The organism is Bacillus sp. TCT6, from assembly GCF_056033845.1.
Map to the genome: position 1 here is coordinate 2,777,996 of NZ_JBVYHX010000001.1, position 17,246 is coordinate 2,795,241.

15 protein-coding genes and 1 pseudogene are annotated in these 17,246 nt (G+C 35.1%); 7 read left to right on the forward strand and 9 right to left on the reverse strand.

Translation table 11 applies throughout. The features are described 5' to 3' along the window. Positions 1-194: 194 nt before the first annotated feature. From AC0ONG_RS14215 to AC0ONG_RS14230, 4 genes and pseudogenes are all read right to left on the reverse strand, one after another. Complete coding sequence (locus tag AC0ONG_RS14215; RefSeq protein ID WP_015945838.1) at positions 195-1,418, reverse strand: serine hydrolase domain-containing protein; 1,224 nt, start codon at positions 1,416-1,418, stop codon at positions 195-197. Between the two features lie 429 nt (positions 1,419-1,847). Next, positions 1,848-2,126 (reverse strand): annotated as a pseudogene (locus tag AC0ONG_RS14220) (erythromycin esterase family protein); the annotation flags it as partial. Between the two features lie 99 nt (positions 2,127-2,225). After that, positions 2,226-3,815: a bifunctional metallophosphatase/5'-nucleotidase gene (locus AC0ONG_RS14225; RefSeq protein WP_474203604.1), complete on the reverse strand. Its 1,590-nt coding sequence runs from the start codon at positions 3,813-3,815 to the stop codon at positions 2,226-2,228. Positions 3,816-4,218: 403 nt separating this feature from the next. Further along, a complete protein-coding gene (locus AC0ONG_RS14230) occupies positions 4,219-5,055 on the reverse strand; it encodes an alpha/beta fold hydrolase (protein WP_199670293.1) in 837 nt (278 codons plus the stop codon). A gap of 491 nt (positions 5,056-5,546) precedes the next feature. Here AC0ONG_RS14230 and ycaC point away from each other — a divergent pair, with 491 nt between their 5' ends. The 4 genes from ycaC (at position 5,547) to AC0ONG_RS14250 (ending at position 9,428) form a co-directional block, all read left to right on the forward strand. Beyond that, the gene (gene ycaC, locus AC0ONG_RS14235; RefSeq protein ID WP_000131212.1) at positions 5,547-6,191 is read left to right on the forward strand and encodes an isochorismate family cysteine hydrolase YcaC; all 645 of its coding nucleotides are present in this window, start codon (positions 5,547-5,549) and stop codon (positions 6,189-6,191) included. Between the two features lie 153 nt (positions 6,192-6,344). Beyond that, positions 6,345-6,989, forward strand: coding sequence for a hydrolase (locus AC0ONG_RS14240; protein ID WP_000067162.1), 645 nt, complete (start codon positions 6,345-6,347; stop codon positions 6,987-6,989). After that, on the forward strand, positions 6,986-7,579 hold the full coding sequence (locus AC0ONG_RS14245; protein WP_000763041.1) for an antibiotic biosynthesis monooxygenase: 594 nt from the start codon (positions 6,986-6,988) through the stop codon (positions 7,577-7,579). Before AC0ONG_RS14240 ends, AC0ONG_RS14245 begins: the two co-directional genes overlap by 4 nt. Positions 7,580-7,592: 13 nt before the next feature. Continuing rightward, complete coding sequence (locus AC0ONG_RS14250; RefSeq protein WP_000174494.1) at positions 7,593-9,428, forward strand: amidohydrolase; 1,836 nt, start codon at positions 7,593-7,595, stop codon at positions 9,426-9,428. A 304-nt stretch (positions 9,429-9,732) separates the two neighbouring features. On the opposite strand, the gene AC0ONG_RS14255 is transcribed toward AC0ONG_RS14250, so the two are convergent. The 3 genes from AC0ONG_RS14255 to AC0ONG_RS14265 all read right to left on the reverse strand — a co-directional run bounded on the left by AC0ONG_RS14255 (position 9,733) and on the right by AC0ONG_RS14265 (position 13,239). Then, positions 9,733-10,611 carry a LysR family transcriptional regulator gene (locus AC0ONG_RS14255; protein ID WP_086397092.1) on the reverse strand — a complete coding sequence of 293 codons (879 nt, stop codon included), beginning with the start codon at positions 10,609-10,611 and terminating at the stop codon, positions 9,733-9,735. A gap of 219 nt (positions 10,612-10,830) precedes the next feature. Beyond that, positions 10,831-11,274, reverse strand: coding sequence for a MarR family winged helix-turn-helix transcriptional regulator (locus AC0ONG_RS14260; protein WP_000111431.1), 444 nt, complete (start codon positions 11,272-11,274; stop codon positions 10,831-10,833). A gap of 534 nt (positions 11,275-11,808) precedes the next feature. Further along, positions 11,809-13,239, reverse strand: a complete 1,431-nt coding sequence (locus tag AC0ONG_RS14265) for an IS4 family transposase (RefSeq protein WP_042598249.1) — start codon at positions 13,237-13,239, stop codon at positions 11,809-11,811. A 229-nt stretch (positions 13,240-13,468) separates the two neighbouring features. On the opposite strand from AC0ONG_RS14265, the gene AC0ONG_RS14270 reads away from it, so the two are divergent. From AC0ONG_RS14270 to AC0ONG_RS14280, 3 genes are read left to right on the forward strand one after another with little or no spacing between them, the layout of a single operon-like run. Continuing rightward, entirely contained in the window at positions 13,469-13,681 is a 213-nt protein-coding gene (locus AC0ONG_RS14270; RefSeq protein WP_000599740.1) for a helix-turn-helix transcriptional regulator, read from the forward strand. After that, positions 13,678-14,112 (forward strand): hypothetical protein, encoded by a 435-nt coding sequence (locus AC0ONG_RS14275; RefSeq protein ID WP_000595642.1) that lies wholly within the window; start codon positions 13,678-13,680, stop codon positions 14,110-14,112. The genes AC0ONG_RS14270 and AC0ONG_RS14275 overlap by 4 nt, the downstream gene beginning before the upstream one ends. Positions 14,113-14,130: 18 nt before the next feature. Continuing rightward, positions 14,131-14,607, forward strand: coding sequence for a small multi-drug export protein (locus tag AC0ONG_RS14280; protein WP_000230643.1), 477 nt, complete (start codon positions 14,131-14,133; stop codon positions 14,605-14,607). Positions 14,608-14,964: 357 nt separating this feature from the next. Here AC0ONG_RS14280 and AC0ONG_RS14285 read toward each other — a convergent pair whose 3' ends face one another. Both AC0ONG_RS14285 and AC0ONG_RS14290 read right to left on the reverse strand, forming a co-directional pair. Continuing rightward, positions 14,965-15,915, reverse strand: coding sequence for a magnesium transporter CorA family protein (locus tag AC0ONG_RS14285; protein WP_016077504.1), 951 nt, complete (start codon positions 15,913-15,915; stop codon positions 14,965-14,967). A gap of 305 nt (positions 15,916-16,220) precedes the next feature. After that, positions 16,221-17,246, reverse strand: coding sequence for a ParM/StbA family protein (locus AC0ONG_RS14290; protein ID WP_016077503.1), 1,026 nt, complete (start codon positions 17,244-17,246; stop codon positions 16,221-16,223).

A 17,246-nucleotide genomic window follows, 5' to 3' on the forward strand; every position in this document is an offset into this window, starting at 1 on the left:
AATGCAATACTATATACATAATCACTCATTATATGTGTTGCTCTTTTAATTGGCCAATGTATAAACAAATCCTTTTACTTAGCCATCCTTCATGATTGGCTTGATTGTTTCTAGATACTTAATCCCTCTATACTCATTTCAAGCGGTAATCCATTCCGATGGAAATTACAAATGACAAAATTTATCCGTTTTTCCTACTTGCTAAATTCAGCAAGTAAAATGTTTTTAAAAAATTCCGGGTTATTAATGTTTAAACTGTTCGAATTGATAGCGAGTATATGTTTACCTCCAAGTGTTCCACCAACAAAAGTGGAAAACCCTGGAACGGCCCCCCTGTGTCCCCATACCGAGACACCGTTCGGAAGCTTAATTTCAAGGATTCCAAGACCATATCCGGTTCCCTCTCTATTTGTAGGAACTGTAGTAAGCATTTGTTTTAACTGCTGTTCCTTCAGTAATTTGCCACCTAGTAAGTAAGAGAAGAATTTGCTTAAGTCGTCAGCAGTAGAAATCATATCTCCATCCGAGCTACCTGGGTTAATATAAGTAACGTCTTTTAGCTCACTCGCTCCGTCTAGTTGCAAATAGCCACGGGCATGCTTAGTCCCTGGAATCACGCTTGAATTGCCAGGTAGGAATGTATTTGACAAATCAAGCGGTTCAATAATCCGATTTTCAACCTCTTCGGCATAACTGTTGCCAGTTACTTTTTCAATAAGGATCCCCAGTAATACGTATCCTGTGTTTGAATAAGACCAACCCTTTCCTGGGGCAAAGTCTGGGGGAAGTGAAATCCCCATCTTTACAAATTCTTCAGCCGTATACGATTTTTTTATATCCGTAATATCAAAGTCTTTTGAATTTATATAGTCAGCAATACCACTTGTATGATTCAATATTTGCCGGATAGTAATCTGGTTACCATCATATCCGTTTCCTTGAATCACACCAGGTAACCATTTTTCAATTGAGTCGTCTAGATTCAAACGGTTCTCTCCAGATAATTGAAGTAGAACTGTTGCAATGAACGTTTTCGTCACACTGCCAATGCGAAAGCGAAAATCTGCTTTCATTGGTTTCTTAGTTCTCAAATCCGCTATCCCAGCACTATAACTCCAAGTTTTACCCCCCTTAGAAATTTGAGCGAGTATTCCCGGGTATCCAAGTTGCAGTTCATCTCGCATTGCTTTCTTAACGGAAGTACGATCGCTTTTCGTACTTGTTTGTAACGAACTAGATACATTTTGCGTAGGTTCTGCTTTTACAATTGATGTTGGTGTTATGTATAACAGGGAACTTCCAGCTATTAAAAGTGCTAGACTTGCACATGTAATTTTACTGCGTGTTTTCATAAAGAATTCCTCTCTTCTATTAAAATTGTATAGATAGTTGATAGCAGTGTCATATACGAACCACACAGCTATCCATTCTCCCAATGATGAAAAGGCAACAATGCATTTGCAATCATTGTACTCATTATTTTCACAAAACACTCTTGTTACTGATTGTTATATATAGGCCGTACTTATCCCCCCTTCACGACTCCTTATATTTTTATCCTACACAATGAAAATCTCTTTTTTCTTACCTATTCCTTACAAATTCCTTACATACAAAATCACTTGTACACTAGGGTTGAAGTAGCATCTGTGCCCGAAAGCGCAAAAAACACCGATGCTTTTCGCTTCAGTGTTTTTGCGCTTTACATATTGAAGATTCGTTTTACTCTTAACAGGTTAAACTGCTAATTTTTTCTAATGCGATTATTCTTCTTGCTATATAAAACAAATTTCATTGTGTTATATGAAACACTATGAAATTTGTCATTAAGGCATATTATTCTAAATTTATTGATGTACTTGAGATGGACTCACTTTTTGAATTTGAACAAGTATATCAAACGCTTTACCTAATGATATATCAACAGTTTTTGGTATATCAGGCCCTTCGGTAGTTATTCCAGCGAAAATTGGATGTTGTTCGTGTAACCAAGTTTTTGTCACGCCGTTCGCCTTACGTAAATCAATAAAAAATTGATCTTTTTTGACCTGTCCAAAAATGTAGTTATAACTGTTTGGATCATCCAATTTTAATGTTCCATAGGGGCCAAATTCACCGTCACTATTAATTGGCCACAGTAAGACTTTATTTCAAACCCACAAAAAATAGATTACCTGTACAATAAAAAGTATAGGTAATCTATTTTTTTTGAGATTAATAAAAACCTAATTTATTTTTTGAATTCTTCCATCAATAATAGACTGAATTGGTTCTTTTGATTTTTTTATATAATCTACTAATGCTTCAAAATCAGTTGGTCCTGTTTCAGCATCTTTACCGTTTTTAAAAGATACAAATCCATCTCCACCTGAAGCTAGAAATGCGTTAGCAACGACGCTGTAAGTTTTCGAAGGAATAATTTCTTCTCCATTTGTTAAGCGAATACTTGTTACTTTTTCTCCATTAGGCTTGTTCGCATCCCAAGTGTATTGGATCCCTGAAATTTGAAGCATTCTTGTTATGTCTTTTTGCCATTGTTGATTTAAAATATCACGAATGTCTTGACCTGTTAAATTTACTTTTATTAATTGATTTCCGAATGGTTGAATACCATATATCTCTCCCCATGTAATATCACCAGCATCTAAGTCATTACGAATACCACCAGGATTCATAAGTGCAATTTGGGATTGCATTGTTGCACGCTGGGCATCAGCAACCAAATTTCCGAGAGTAGATTCACCAGCCGTATTGAGTTTGCGATCTAGTGGAGCAATAGACTTACCTACAACTTCATTAACAAGAGGTGCGATTTTTGCTTGATATTTCTCCATCTTCTTCTTTATTTTTTTATCAGGCTCCATGCCTTCATGGTAAGTTGTAACAATTTCTGCTTTTTTCTCAACAATATCTTGTGTCTTACGGTCAATCTTTACATCAACATCAGCAAAAGCCATACCATATGAATTTGCTTGTACGACAAGTTTATTATTAACAGTTCCATTTACATAGGTGTGGCTATGCCCACCAAAAATAACATCGACTTCTGGATCAGTCTCATTTGCTAATCGGACGATATCACCATTTGTTACGCCGTTCCCATCTGTTATACCTCCGTTATGTGCAAGAACAACGATAGATTTAACGCCTAGTTTTTTTAATTGCTTTACGGATTTGTTAATAGCTTCAACTTCATCTGTAATTTCCACATTCTTTAGCATAGTAGGCATAACAAGGTTAGGAACATCCGTTGTTACAACTCCGATAAATCCAACAGGAACTCCTTGTACCTTTTTTATAGTGAATGGTGGTAAAAATAAACGACCGGTGGATTTATTATAGAAATTTGCAGCAACATATGGGAATTTTGCTCCTTTAAAATTCCCTGTTTTCTCATGATATCCACCATAAATAAGGCGGTTCATTTCCGCAACACCTTCATCAAATTCATGATTTCCTATAGTTCCAACATCGAATTTCAAATCATTTAGAAATTCAATTGTAGGTTCGTCTTGTAATAATGCTGAAACAGGAGTACTTGCTCCAACAACATCGCCAGCATGTACCTTTAATGTATTCGGATTTTGTTTTTCACGATCACGTAAATAAGCCCCTAAGTACTCAATTCCCCCTGCATCTTTATTGTTAATTTTTTTTACAGTGTCTAGTTGCCCATGAAAATCGTTAATACCGAGCATTTGCACATCTATGTAGCGGTTTGGTTCTGTACTCGCTTGGATTGAAGGCGCAGCAAATACACTAGTAAAAGTAACTGTACTTAATGCTAAAGCAACTGGAATGATTTTTTTCAACATAAAATTTCTCTCCCCTAATTAAAATCTGACATAATACGATGTTATTTTAATATATTAAGAGAATTATTTCCATAAAAATTCTACCAATTATAAAAATTAATAAGATTTTATTGTTTTCTGACAAGATATTTTTTCCTCAAAAAAATGTATATTTCTTTGTTTTGAGGAAGAAATATTATCTTGATAGTAATATAACAATACTTCTAAGAAATCTAAAAAACTCTAATCAATACATTTTAGCTGTTAAGAAGAATATTCAATTCAAAACTAATGGCGATTTATTAACCTAACATCTCAATATCAATATTTAAAAAGATGCTCCTGGATTTATCCAAGAGCATCTTTTATAAAGCTTTATTTTAACTTATTTATAATGTCTCAATTAACAATTATATAGTTGTAATCAGTCCTTTAAAAATGATAGGAGTGCTTCATTAAATTCTTTAGCATGCGTTGCATTGAGCCCATGTGGACCACCCTTTATTAATGCTACTTTAGAATTAGGAATTGCTTCATGTGTTAATTTCCCACTATATTCATATGGTACAGTTGCATCTGAATCACCATGAATGACAAGGGTAGGTATATTAATCTTGGCTAAATCGCTTCTGAAGTCTGTTTTGCTGAAAGCAGCGATACAATCTAATGTTCCTTTAGGTGATGCACCCGCAGCGATATCCCTATTGTAAAGTCGAAATGGTTCACTAACTAAGTCAGTTCGATCTCCAGCAGCAAAAAAACCTTTCGTAAACTCATCAAGGAATGCTATGCGATCACTTTTCACTCCATTTTCAAATCCTTGAATTGCTACATCATCTAATACACCCTCAGGATGATCTGCTGACTTGTAAAGGAATGGTGGTACAGCTCCGGCAAATACAGCCTTCTCTATTCTATGGGTTCCATATTTCCCAATATACCGGGCTACTTCGCCTCCCCCCATAGAAAAACCAACAAGTGTGACATTTTGAAGCTCTAAATGTTCTAATAGTTGATGTAAATCAGAAGTAAAGGTATCATATTCATACCCTTCCCACGGCTGAGATGATTTTCCAAAGCCTCGACGATCATATGTTATAACTCTGTATCCAGCCTCAACAAGAGCGGGAACTTGATATTCCCAAGATCGACCACTTAACGGCCAACCATGAATGAGTACAACTGGTTTTCCTATACCATGATCCTCATAATATATCTCAATTGGTGCTTGATTTTCGGTTCCTACAGTAATTTTTTCCATTCTCCTACCTCCTTTAATATGTATCCTTTTCTTCAATAATTCGGATGAATCTCATAAGCTATTCATGCACGTTTATGTTGTGAACTCTAAGTATGAAACTCTATTGTTCCAATGCATTTTTTCTCCGTTTGGAACAATCCCCCCTCTAATACCTTTTTCATCATAAAATAATTACTGAACATTACTCATATTCAATTGTAATAACAAAAATAGGTGACTATCAATATTGTTCTATCTATAGGATGTATAGGTAAAACCAATCTATTTTATAGTGAAAACAACTATAGTTACGACCTATACAAATTATAGATAATTTAGAATTGATTAATGAATCAGTTTTCAAATACTATAAATTTGTATAGCACTTCATGTTCTGTGAATGCTGCTATAACCAATATTATTGGTCAGCTTAGTTATAAACGAAGAAACTTATGATAGTATTCGACTATTTAAACTTTCTTCGATTACTTAATTTTTAGGAGGAATACATAATGACTGATCTCTATTCTCGTATTAACAAAGATGATGCTGTCGTGCTTTTAGTAGATCATCAAACTGGTCTTATGTCCGGACTAGTACGTGACTATGGTGTTGATGAATTCAAGAACAATGTTTTAGCTCTTGCTCATACTGCTAAGTTTTTTGATTTACCAGTTATTTTAACAACAAGTTTTGAAAACGGACCTAACGGACCTTTAATGCAAGAATTGGTTGATCTCTTTCCTCATGCACCAAAAATAGCTCGACCTGGACAAATTAACGCATGGGATAATGATGATTTTGTAAAAGCAATCGAAGAAACTGGAAAAAAGCAAATTATCATCGCCGGCGTAGTTACGGACGTTTGTGTTGCTTTCCCTGCACTTTCCGCTATAAAAGCTGGATATGAAGTATTTGCTGTTACTGATGCTTCAGGTACTTTCAATAAACAAGTTGCAGATGCTGCAAATACTCGTATGGCACATAGTGGTGTGCAACTTATGAACTGGTTTAGCGTAGCTTGCGAATTACAACGCGATTGGCGCAACGATGTCGAAGGTTTTGGCAATTTGCTTGCTAGCAATCTTCCAGGCTATCAAAATATAATTGGAAGCTATATGGGCGCACAGCGAGATCTTAGTAAACAAAATGCATAAATGTATTTCAAGGAAATAGCTTTAAATCACTTTTTAAAAAATGGATAGTATACATTTAGTGCTGATTAAATCAGCACTCTCTTTTTAATTAACAGAAAAAACATTATTTTCAATAATATTGATTTTAAACAATTAAAAAAGGAGCGTTTTATTATGAGTAATTTAGAATTGTTAAATCCGGAGAACAGTGCCTTAATTTTGATTGATTTTCAGCCTCAAATGACTTTTGGAGTTGCAAGTATTGATAGACAAACATTGATTAATAACGTTATGCTGCTTGCTAAATCAGCAAAAACTTTTAACGTACCTACTATTCTTACTACAGTTGAAACACGCAGCTTTTCTGGTTATTTTTGGCCGCAAATTCTTGACATATTCCCAAACCATGAAATTATAGAACGCAGTTCAATGAATTCTTGGGAAGATCCAAAATTTGTTGAAGCAGTTAAAGCAACAGGTAGAAAGAAATTAATATTTGCAGCACTTTGGACTGAAGTTTGCCTTGCATTCCCTGTGCTTGAAGCAATTAAAGCTGGCTATGAGGTGTATGCAGTTGATGATGCTTCAGGTGGTACTAGTTTGACAGCACATAACGCTGCTATGCGTCGTGTAGAACAAGCTGGTGCAATTCCAGTGACAGCAATTCAAGTTTTACTTGAATACCAACGTGATTGGGCACACAAAGACACTTATGATGCTGTAATGGAGATTGTAAAAGAACACACTGGCGCTTATGGTCAAGGTGTAGAATACGCATATACTATGGTTCACGGCGCGCTTCCAAGCAGAAAAATATGAAACTAGAAGGAGTAGCTGTCGAAGAGACTCATACAGAGAACACAATGGATGCTGCTAATCCAGTAACAACGATTGTTACATGGGAAATTCAACAGGGTAAAGAAAAACAGTTTGAAACATGGAGACATGAAATTGAGGCTGCGGCTACTAAATTCCCAGGACATTTAGGTGTAAATCTAATAGTCCCAAGTAACGAATCCAGAGAGTATACTGTTATTTTTCGCTTTGATACGTATGAGCATCTACGTGCTTGGCAAGAATCAGATGTTCGCCGGGATTTGTTAAAAACGGCCGAGCAATTTCAAGCCACTAATCCAACTTACAAAACTGAAAGCAGTTTGGCTTATTGGTTTGTTACTCCGAAAACGCCAGTTCCACCGCCAAAATGGAAAATGTCTATCGTTACCCTTTTGGGTGTATGGCCTCTTAGCATGTTAGTTCCTAAATTGATAGGACCTATTATAAAACATATGAATCCTATTATGTCAGCTTTTTTTGTTTCTGTATGTATAGTGTCCTTGCTATCATGGGTAGTCATGCCGATTTTCGGTAAATTATTTCATCCATGGTTACAAAATAATAGAAAGTAGACGAGGTGTGAACATGACTTTACCGGATATGATCTTATATAACGGAAAAATTACTACCCTTGACCCTTCTCAACCTGAGGTATCTGCTATCGCCATAACTGATGGTTTAGTCACTGCAGTAGGTGGAGATGAGCTTCTTAATAGTGCCACGGAAAAAACAAAGAAAATAGACCTTAAAAGAAAGAGAGCTATTCCAGGCCTGAATGACTCTCATATACACGTTATTCGTGGTGGTCTACATTATAATATGGAATTACGTTGGGAAGGCGTGCCATCACTTTTTATTGCTCTAGAAATGCTCAAAGAACAGGCAAGGCGTACACCTGCTCCTCAGTGGGTAAGAGTAGTTGGAGGTTGGTCTGAATTTCAATTTAAAGAGAGACGGTTGCCAACTTTGGAAGAAATTAATGCCGTTTCTGAACACACTCCTGTCTTTGTGCTACATCTTTACGATAGAGCACTTGTAAATCGTGCAGGGCTGCATGCACTGGGATATACGAAAGATACACCAGACCCTCCAGGCTGCTTAATTGAGCGGGATAAACGAGGTAATCCAACAGGCCTTTTAATTGCGAATCCTAACGCTTCTATTCTTTATTCAAGTTTGGGTAAAGCACCAGTACTTAATTTTGACGACCAGATTAACTCAACTCGCCATTTTATGCGCGAATTAAATAGATTAGGTATTACAAGTGCTATTGACGCAGGTGGTGGATTCCAAAATTATCCGGATGATTACAAAGTTGTTGAACATTTAGCCGAGAAGGAACAATTAACTTTGCGTATTGCTTATAATCTATTTACGCAAAATCCAAATCATGAATATGAAGACTTTGCTTCATGGGCAAAAATTGTTTCTCCAGGTCAAGGAAGTGATAAGTATAAAATGAATGGTGCCGGAGAGATGTTAGTATTCTCAGCAGCCGATTTTGAAAAATTTCAAATGCCACGGCCTGAACTAGCTACGATGATGGAAGCTGACTTAAAGAAAGTAATTTCTCTATTGGTGGAAAACCGTTGGCCCTTCCGTTTACATGCAACTTATGATGAGTCAATCACACGTTTCTTAAATGTATTTGAGGAAGTTAACAGTGAAATTCCTTTTAATGGTCTACGATGGTGGTTTGACCATGCAGAAACAATCTCAGATCGTAGTATGGAACGTGTTAAGGCTTTAAATGGCGGTATTGCCATCCAAGACCGCATGGCTTTTCAAGGTGAATACTTTGTTGATTTATACGGAAAGGAAGCTGCAAAGCGTACTCCTCCGATTTATCGTATGTTAGACCTTGGTATACCTGTTGGCGCCGGTAGTGATGCAACTAGGGTTTCCAGCTATAACCCTTGGGTTGCCCTTTACTGGATGGTTGCCGGAAAAACCATTGGTGGGCTTTCCATATACGATGAAAAAAATAAACTTGATAGAAAAGTAGCCCTGGAATTATATTCAAAAGGAAGTGCGTGGTTCTCTGATGATGAAGGTAAAAAGGGAACCCTGGCAGTAGGTCAGTTTGCTGATCTTGCTGTATTGTCTGCTGACTACTTTACTGTGCCAGAAGAAGAAATCAAAAACCTTGAATCATTACTCACCATTATGGGTGGGCAGGTTGTTTATGGAAATGATGAATTTAAAAATTTATCACCTGAATTGCCGCCAGCATCACCTGATTGGTCACCGACGGGCGTTTATGGTTATGGTGGTGCTAACCTAGCCAACACTATACTTTCCCACGATTCCCATGATAACAAGTTACATAGTTGCAGTAACCCTCTCCATCAACACACTCATACCGTAATAGGAAAAGATGGAACTACATGGGGTATCGGTTGTACTTGCTTTGCTTTCTAAGTCAAAACCACCGGTATAATGCCGGTGGTTTTCTTTCTGCAATAAGGGTATGTAGATTCGAAATAGCATTGTATATCCCTACATGGAATGTGTTACTATGCGATAAGACCGAAGAATTGATTGATTAACTTAACTTGTTTTTGATAGCCTTCTCTCCTTGCAAAGTCTGTCCTTTTTTCCTTAATTAAAAGTCAATGGTATCCCCCTCTTGATCGACTACACCACACATATAAATCCACTGCCCTTTGACTTTAATATAGATCTTAATTTTTCAATTGTTACACTAGAATCATTATTATTTCTATTACACTGATACTTTTTGCGAATCATTTAACTTCTGCATAAAGATACGTGCTGCAAAACTTAAAAATTTATCATCAAAGTGAATAAGATTAATATCTTGGCCTGGTGTTGGATCAGTAATACGAACTATGCTCAAAGTATCATTATTAACAAAGTTAACCAGTGAAAGAGGTATTATGGCAACCCCATGTCCATTGTATACAAGGCTCAATAGAGAAATAGAAGATTTTGTTTCTATATTTGCTTCAGATAAAGATAACCCTAAACTCTCACAATATATCTTAATAGATTCACGACAACTACATGAAACCATTATTCTACTCAGCCCTACTAATTCTCGAAAAGAAACAAATGATTTTTCATTCAAAGGATGATTTTTTGGAATTACAAGGACGAGCTCTTCACTATACAAAAGGGTGCTTGTTAATATGTCTGGAATTTGAGCACTACGTGTAATCCCGAAATCAATATTTTTGTCAACGATTTGATTTACAGCAACTTCGGATTCTATAATCTTTACTACAATGTTGGGATAATGTTGTTGAAACTTCATAATATAAGGTGTTAAATAAGTGAGATCCTCTAATAAACCTCCTATAGTAATCACACCTCTTTTTACACCCTTTAATTCAAAAATTTCATTATACACGTCATCAAATTGTTGCATGATAAATTTTCCTTTATCAAATAGCAGCTTACCCGCTTCTGTCATTTTGATACCTCTTCCAACTCGATGAAACAAGGGTGTATCAAGTTCCCCTTCTAAAACACGGATTTGTTGACTTAAAGTCGGCTGTGAAATACCTAGAACTTCCGCAGCTTTAGTGAAACTATTATTATTACAAACTTGAATAAAATACTCTAAATGACGTAATTCCATTCTTGATACCCACTCTCCGCTTTATGAAAGATTTATAATTTAAAGGACGATATGTATACGTTAACATAACAACTTTATTTCATGTTATACCAATTGAAATTACATGGTTTATTCATTTTGTATTATAATAAATTTACTACCATTTATTAATTTTTCCTCCTATTTATTTAAATTAGATTTAATTAGGACATTACTAATTCGAGATATATTTCTAAAAATTTATAGTTCGAGTGCATAATACCCTAATTTTTTCAACTTTTCGATTATCATTTTTTTCTCAATATAGTCCAAACCACCAAATATATGCCGAATCGCCTCTTTATGCTGAGGAAAAATACTATCCATTAACTGAATACCATCTGAAGTAATTGACGCATACGTGACACGGCGGTCTTTTGGACATGGTTTTCGTATTAAGAACCTCTTCTTTTCCAACTTATCCACTACATACGTGATACTACTACTTGCAAGTAATATTTTCCCTCCAATTTTTTGTATAGGCTGATCGCCTTTACTATATAGTAGCTCAAGCACTGCAAATTCAGTTGGATTAAGTCCATAACTTTTTATATCCTCTTCAATACGCTTAGTAATTGCCTGTGCTGCCCTTGATAATGTAACAAATAACTTTAAAGATAAGCTCTCATCATTAATCACACTCATAATTACCAATCCTTTACAAGTTATCTTGAATTCGAGATTTATTATATTATCGTCGAAATATTATGTCAATAATTCATTTTAGTTTTATTAAGCCCCTTATCATTTATTTCTCAACATAAGAAATATGGAATTAGAAGAAAAAATTGTTAATATATAAGTATCTCAATTACGTTATTTCTTTTAAAGAGAGCTTGTATTCTAACGCAAGTTCTCCTTTTTTATATTCTAAATTGAATCCGGACAAAGTTCACATATTGAGTCTGCCCATGTATATGCTATAGTTTTTAAACAAAGATTAGAGCCCTCCTACAAGAAGGAGAGCTCTAATCTTTCATATAAATATTCACAATTTTTATCATTGCGGGGAAATCAAAACTTTAACTTGATAGGGATATGGCACTACCCCATCGCTATCAAGCTAAGACCATAAAACGTTAATTATAATAGAGGTTGTTTCTTTTTTTTAAAAGCTACGTGTAGGGAATTTAAAGATTTGCATACGAAATAAACCCTAATGGGTTTCAATTTTTTGATTTAAGCCGCTTGATTATCAAACATGGTACAATTGTAAATGACACCTAATATATTAAAGACTGTTTTCTTCTCATATCGATGAGATTTTCTCCCGTTTTGCTGTAGGAGGTTGAACAGGCGAATTAAAATCTTTGATAGCTCTTGGGTGTCTTTCTGTATAGCTTGGAAAATAAGAAGAAAGTAATCTTTAATCATATATATGGCCTTATATTCACTCAGTTCTCGTTTCTTTTTCATAAGAAGCAATTGTCGCATTTGAAACATGGTAGAAGAACAAAGTAAAATGGCAATCAGTTGCCCATACAAATGGCATTCTAATCGTTCTCGTTTTATCTTTTTACAATGATGAATATGAAAGAATGATTTCCACGTTTTAAATAAAAGCTCGATTTGCCAACGTAAAGAATACCAATCATGTACTTGTCCCATCGGGACAATATCTATAGAGGTATTTGTCATATATACATTGATACCGCTAAGTCGTTTACTACGAGCAGAATACTTCATTCCTTTCTTTTTTTCTCTTACAGTTTGATCGTGTAATCGTTTTTGTTGTTGTTCTTTTGTTAGTCGATGAACAATCACACGAGTCGGCACTTTATCAGTCATTCCTACATAAGCGTCAGCTATTTCACATGTTTGTCCTGGTTGAAGAGAGCTCATTAAACCCTCCATATCTATTTGAATATACTCTGTACCTTTCTTAATTCTTCCATCTTGAAAATAATCAGGATTGGGATTTTTTTGATAAATACGTGTATTCGACTTGATACGAGAGATATAGTAAGCCTTTTGGTCTTGTATATGTTTAAGATCTTTCAAATGAAAATACCCTAAATCTCGGATACATAAATCATTCGCTGTCACAGTTGGAACACGCAGGGAACCGTAGGTTCGATCATGTTGTTTACCTGGACCTGTATGGATATGCAGGAACTGGCCACTTAATAGATCATACTCTAGCTGAATCTTCACCCCCGCTGTATGGCTGCATCCTCCTGCACCTGGATAAACAAATGAAAAGGGATCTGGAAGTTGAAATGCAGTTGAATCTAAAATACGAATACGTTTGAAAACAGAAGTATATGGAGAAGGAATAGGTATAGATGAGGCCAATTTTTGGTTTAGTAGTTTAGATAATATGTGTTGTAAAAATTGGACAGCCGCTTTATTAAATCGTTGATTCAGTCCCTCAGGACTGATGAGCACTTCTGTCGATGCTTCTAAACAGCTAGATAACTGGGTTAAAGAAGTTGTAGCGACATTTTGACTCATCCATACACATAAAGCGACTAAATCTTTTGCTTGGTATTTACTAGTTCTTTGTACAAAACCAACATCTCTAGCAAGATCTCGTAAGATATTTGGAGATAAGAATTTTTGAATTTCTTGAGCTAATAGTTGTAATTCATCAGATACAGAAATAGACATACAAAAACGCCATCCTTTCCTATGATTCTACAGAAAGAATAGCGTATTTTTTCATTTTATGGGGTATTTTGTTTTGGTATCTTGATAGCGATGGAGTGGACTCCCTTTTTAACATAAGGGTAATTTATGTCGTGTTTAGCAATTATTCATTACATAATGCAAATGATTATTTACATTTTGTTAGTAATCATTTACAATTACAGTAATTGTAAATGAGGAAAGGGGAATTATGATACTAGAAAACAGAGTTAGAGAATTACGAGCACGATTTAGATGGACTCAGCAAGACTTGGCCGATGCAATTGGGGTCACAAGGCAGACAATTGGATTAATAGAAAAAGGTGATTATTCTCCATCTGTCACTATGGCGTTAAAATTAGCTGCTGTATTTCAAGTTACCGTAGAAGAGGTTTTTTATTTAAAGGGAGAGGAACGATTATGATAAAACAGGTTTTAAGATCTCCACTTATAGGGGCCAGTATATTTGTGTTGATTATTGCATTTTTACTATTTTCTCTTATGAATACACAAGTCATTTTAGCTAAGTTATGTTTCGGGATTTTAGTGACGGTTACTTTTTTATGGCTCATTCTCACAAGGATTTATAACCGAAAGAATCCTCATGATAAGATTAGGCTATTTGGTTTTATACCATCCGAATTTCGTGAAATAGATGAAGGGCAGCAGTGGGTAACCTATAAGGCTTGCCGAAATGTGTATATTTACTATAGTATTGCGCTTCCAGTAACGGCAGGGATTTGCTTTCTCTTTTCTCAACATAATTTTGTTCCATTATTGTGCATTGGTTTACTAGGTGCAGGTCAATATATTGTCTATTGGTTAACCACTATTTTTATTTTAAATCGTATTTAACAAAGGGGATGAAACAATATGGTGGAGTGGGCTCAAAATGCGGGGGCATTATGGCAATATGTAGTGTTATTTCTTTTAGCATTTGCCCCATGGATGGATGTATCAATTGTTGTACCACTTGGTATCGCATGGGGATTACAACCATTCGCAGTAGGAGTAACAGCATTTGCAGGAAATCTTATCTTGGTTCTATTACTCGGTTTTTTCTTTAAACAGTATGCAAAATGGCAAGCAGCAAGAAAACAAAAAAAAGGTATAACAACACCTTCTAAAAAAGAAACCCGATCAAGAAAAATATGGGATCGATATGGTATTCCAGGTTTGGCTCTTCTAGCTCCAATTCTCGTAGGAACTGATATTGCAGCCGTATTAGCTTTAACATTTGGATCTAACCGGACACACGTCATAAGTTGGATGACGGTCAGTCTAGCAGTATGGACAGTCATTTTTACAGTTGCTGCGATGTATGGACTTAGCTTTTTAAATATTATTTAGGATATCATAGTGATTTTAGGTAATCTAAAATCGTTCACTACCTAAAAATTATGGAGTGATGAAGTGAGTTCATATGATATTAGGAGAAAAGCTTTGACCAAAAACATTTGAACACTCAACTAGCTGTACGATATGGTCATAGTACCGTAATTCACGAACCTATATGGATAGAGACACATTGCTATCAAACTAATATTTTGAAGCATCCCCAAAACAAAAAAATTGTACATTTTCATCTGGAAATGTCAATTTTCTCGTTTTGGGGTATTTGCTTTCCTTAGGTTGATGGGCATGTGGCACTACCCCAATTAATAAATATTATTAACTATATATCTATCATATTTTTTATAAACAGGACTAATTAGATTTAAAAAAAGATTTCTTTTTCTTTACTCGTAATAAATCACCTGTCCACCCTTTGAATCGCATATACATATACATACCTACCGTTGTGAAAATAATAAATAAGAGAGCGATTAAATAGCTATATTTCCATTCTAGTTCAGGCATGTATTTAAAATTCATTCCCCATAATGCTCCTAAAGCTGTCAAAGGCGTACTCACAGCAGTTAATACAGTAAGAGCTTTCATAATTTCATTCCCACGATGAGAAGAAACAACTTCTTGTAAATGAATCATCGTGTCTAATTCTTCTTGGTACTCTTTAACAAGTTGTAATCCACGCTCTAATTTTACGTGTGTTTGTTTATAACAAAGGGTGTTTGTTAAGTTTTCTAACCAAGCTTCCTCCAAGCCTTGTAACACTTCCTGTATTAAGCGAAACACATGTGTGTTCATAAATAATTCATGACGAATATGATAAATCCTTTCTAAAACTGCTATGTTATTATGATGATAAAAATCCCATAATACATTTCTGAAATTGTTTTCAAAGTAGTCAACCTTTCGCAAATAATGAGATATAAACATTGATAAGATAGCACATAATCCTTCAGCAGAACTATTACAATTTTTTGTACCCATAGGGAAATTATGTATTAATTCTTGAAAATCCTCTTCCTCTTTTTCTTGGACCGTTATCAGTATTCCATGAGCTACAAAATAATGAAGAAATTTTTGAATTTTGGCGTCCTTTTTATCTTGATCATATAAAAACGAACCATATACACAAGTTTGGCTTGGTGATAACGTATAAACATATAATCCATTTTCACAGGGAGAATTTATTTTCTTTACAAATTGAGAGAAATAAGATGTTACATCACGGGGGATTATAGAAGAAAGTTTTTCAAGCTTACTAGTTTTCACATGATACCAACTCCATTTCGTCATTTTTATGCATTCCATATTATTCTTCCTTTCTAAATAGTTTTATGTTTGATCGAATCATATCCGTAATACGAAATTTGTATGTAGGTATTCATGTCTTGAAGGAAAAGTTTTTAGATCATCTAAATTACAAAATAAATGACATAGGAGGTCTTATTCTTTTAAAAGGAAGACCCCCTATATATTAGTTATTTTTATTTTCAATTTTAAACATTTCCTCTATACAAGCACTTTTTATCTTTTCTTATAAAGAATTTATTATATGTGGAAAAGAAGCTACATAATTTGGCACGTCTATTCAATGAACTCCATTTCAGTCGTTATTATAATTTGGATTCATATGCAGATTGATTGGTGATGTCGTCAAATACTTGACTCCCAATAATGTAGTATCCATGAAGTGCAGCCTCTTTCGAAGCGTCTACCATACGGAAAGAAGCAATTTCACTTTGCATTTTTTCAATTCGTTTTTTGTGGAGATCTACTATTCCTCCTGTCCAAATGATAGTATCATACTGTTCTAACGTAAATTGTTCTTGTAATACACGTATGACGTCTTGGAAGTGTGCATCCAACTCTTTTTGAATCAAAGTATGAACCTGACTTGTCTCATAATTTTCGTCTCGATCTCCATATCCTTTTTCTAATATTTTTGGCATGTCGTTAATATGCAATTGATTACTTTCACCCGCATGATTCTGCAGGATATTCTTAATATTTTTCAAAGGCTTGCTACATCCTAGTTCCGTCTCATAATGATTTAAAATGAGATTCTGTTTCATATCTGCCATTTCTAATGTACGAAATCCACCATCAATAATTAAGATGCGATCTTGTTCCTGAATAATTCCCTCTTTTAAGAAATAGGCATGTAAAGCGACTGGTTGCTGAAGAATCAAAGCATTTTCCACCGTAATATTAATAAATTTCCCATCAATTTGCACGGAAGTTTCTTTTTTTAGTGCATGTTGTAATTGCTCGTGCTGACTACCAAAACAAGTGACTGGAAGCCCGGTAACAACTAAAGGTAACACGACATTTTCTTTATAATCCTTTGCAATGCAACCAAATATTTGTTGTTTAAAACGTTCGCTTTCATAATAATTTTCTATTTCTTCATTAAATGGAGGAAGCAATGAAGCGTCAGATTGATGTGCTTCATTTCCCATGTAGTATGCAAAGTCTAAGTCTATAAAACTCACCTTTGTTAAATCTTCACTGTCAGTATGATTAGGTACAGGGGCTAGTGTGGAAGCTTCACTCTTAATCGTCATCTCAGAATCTACATCCTGTCGATATGCCCGCTTGGTAAAGCCAATTCCTACATCAATTGCATACAGAGATTTCAT

Excerpts from the sequence above, each read along its gene's own strand:
- AC0ONG_RS14225 (WP_474203604.1), bottom strand. The coding sequence starts at position 3,815 with ATGTTGAAAAAAATCATTCCAGTTGCTTTAGCATTAAGTACAGTTACT.
- AC0ONG_RS14230 (WP_199670293.1), bottom strand. The coding sequence starts at position 5,055 with ATGGAAAAAATTACTGTAGGAACCGAAAATCAAGCACCAATTGAGATA.
- ycaC (WP_000131212.1), top strand. The coding sequence starts at position 5,547 with ATGACTGATCTCTATTCTCGTATTAACAAAGATGATGCTGTCGTGCTT.
- AC0ONG_RS14240 (WP_000067162.1), top strand. The coding sequence starts at position 6,345 with ATGAGTAATTTAGAATTGTTAAATCCGGAGAACAGTGCCTTAATTTTG.
- AC0ONG_RS14245 (WP_000763041.1), top strand. The coding sequence starts at position 6,986 with ATGAAACTAGAAGGAGTAGCTGTCGAAGAGACTCATACAGAGAACACA.
- AC0ONG_RS14250 (WP_000174494.1), top strand. The coding sequence starts at position 7,593 with ATGACTTTACCGGATATGATCTTATATAACGGAAAAATTACTACCCTT.
- AC0ONG_RS14255 (WP_086397092.1), bottom strand. The coding sequence starts at position 10,611 with ATGGAATTACGTCATTTAGAGTATTTTATTCAAGTTTGTAATAATAAT.
- AC0ONG_RS14260 (WP_000111431.1), bottom strand. The coding sequence starts at position 11,274 with ATGAGTGTGATTAATGATGAGAGCTTATCTTTAAAGTTATTTGTTACA.
- AC0ONG_RS14265 (WP_042598249.1), bottom strand. The coding sequence starts at position 13,239 with ATGTCTATTTCTGTATCTGATGAATTACAACTATTAGCTCAAGAAATT.
- AC0ONG_RS14270 (WP_000599740.1), top strand. The coding sequence starts at position 13,469 with ATGATACTAGAAAACAGAGTTAGAGAATTACGAGCACGATTTAGATGG.
- AC0ONG_RS14275 (WP_000595642.1), top strand. The coding sequence starts at position 13,678 with ATGATAAAACAGGTTTTAAGATCTCCACTTATAGGGGCCAGTATATTT.
- AC0ONG_RS14280 (WP_000230643.1), top strand. The coding sequence starts at position 14,131 with ATGGTGGAGTGGGCTCAAAATGCGGGGGCATTATGGCAATATGTAGTG.
- AC0ONG_RS14285 (WP_016077504.1), bottom strand. The coding sequence starts at position 15,915 with ATGGAATGCATAAAAATGACGAAATGGAGTTGGTATCATGTGAAAACT.
- AC0ONG_RS14290 (WP_016077503.1), bottom strand. The coding sequence starts at position 17,246 with ATGAAATCTCTGTATGCAATTGATGTAGGAATTGGCTTTACCAAGCGG.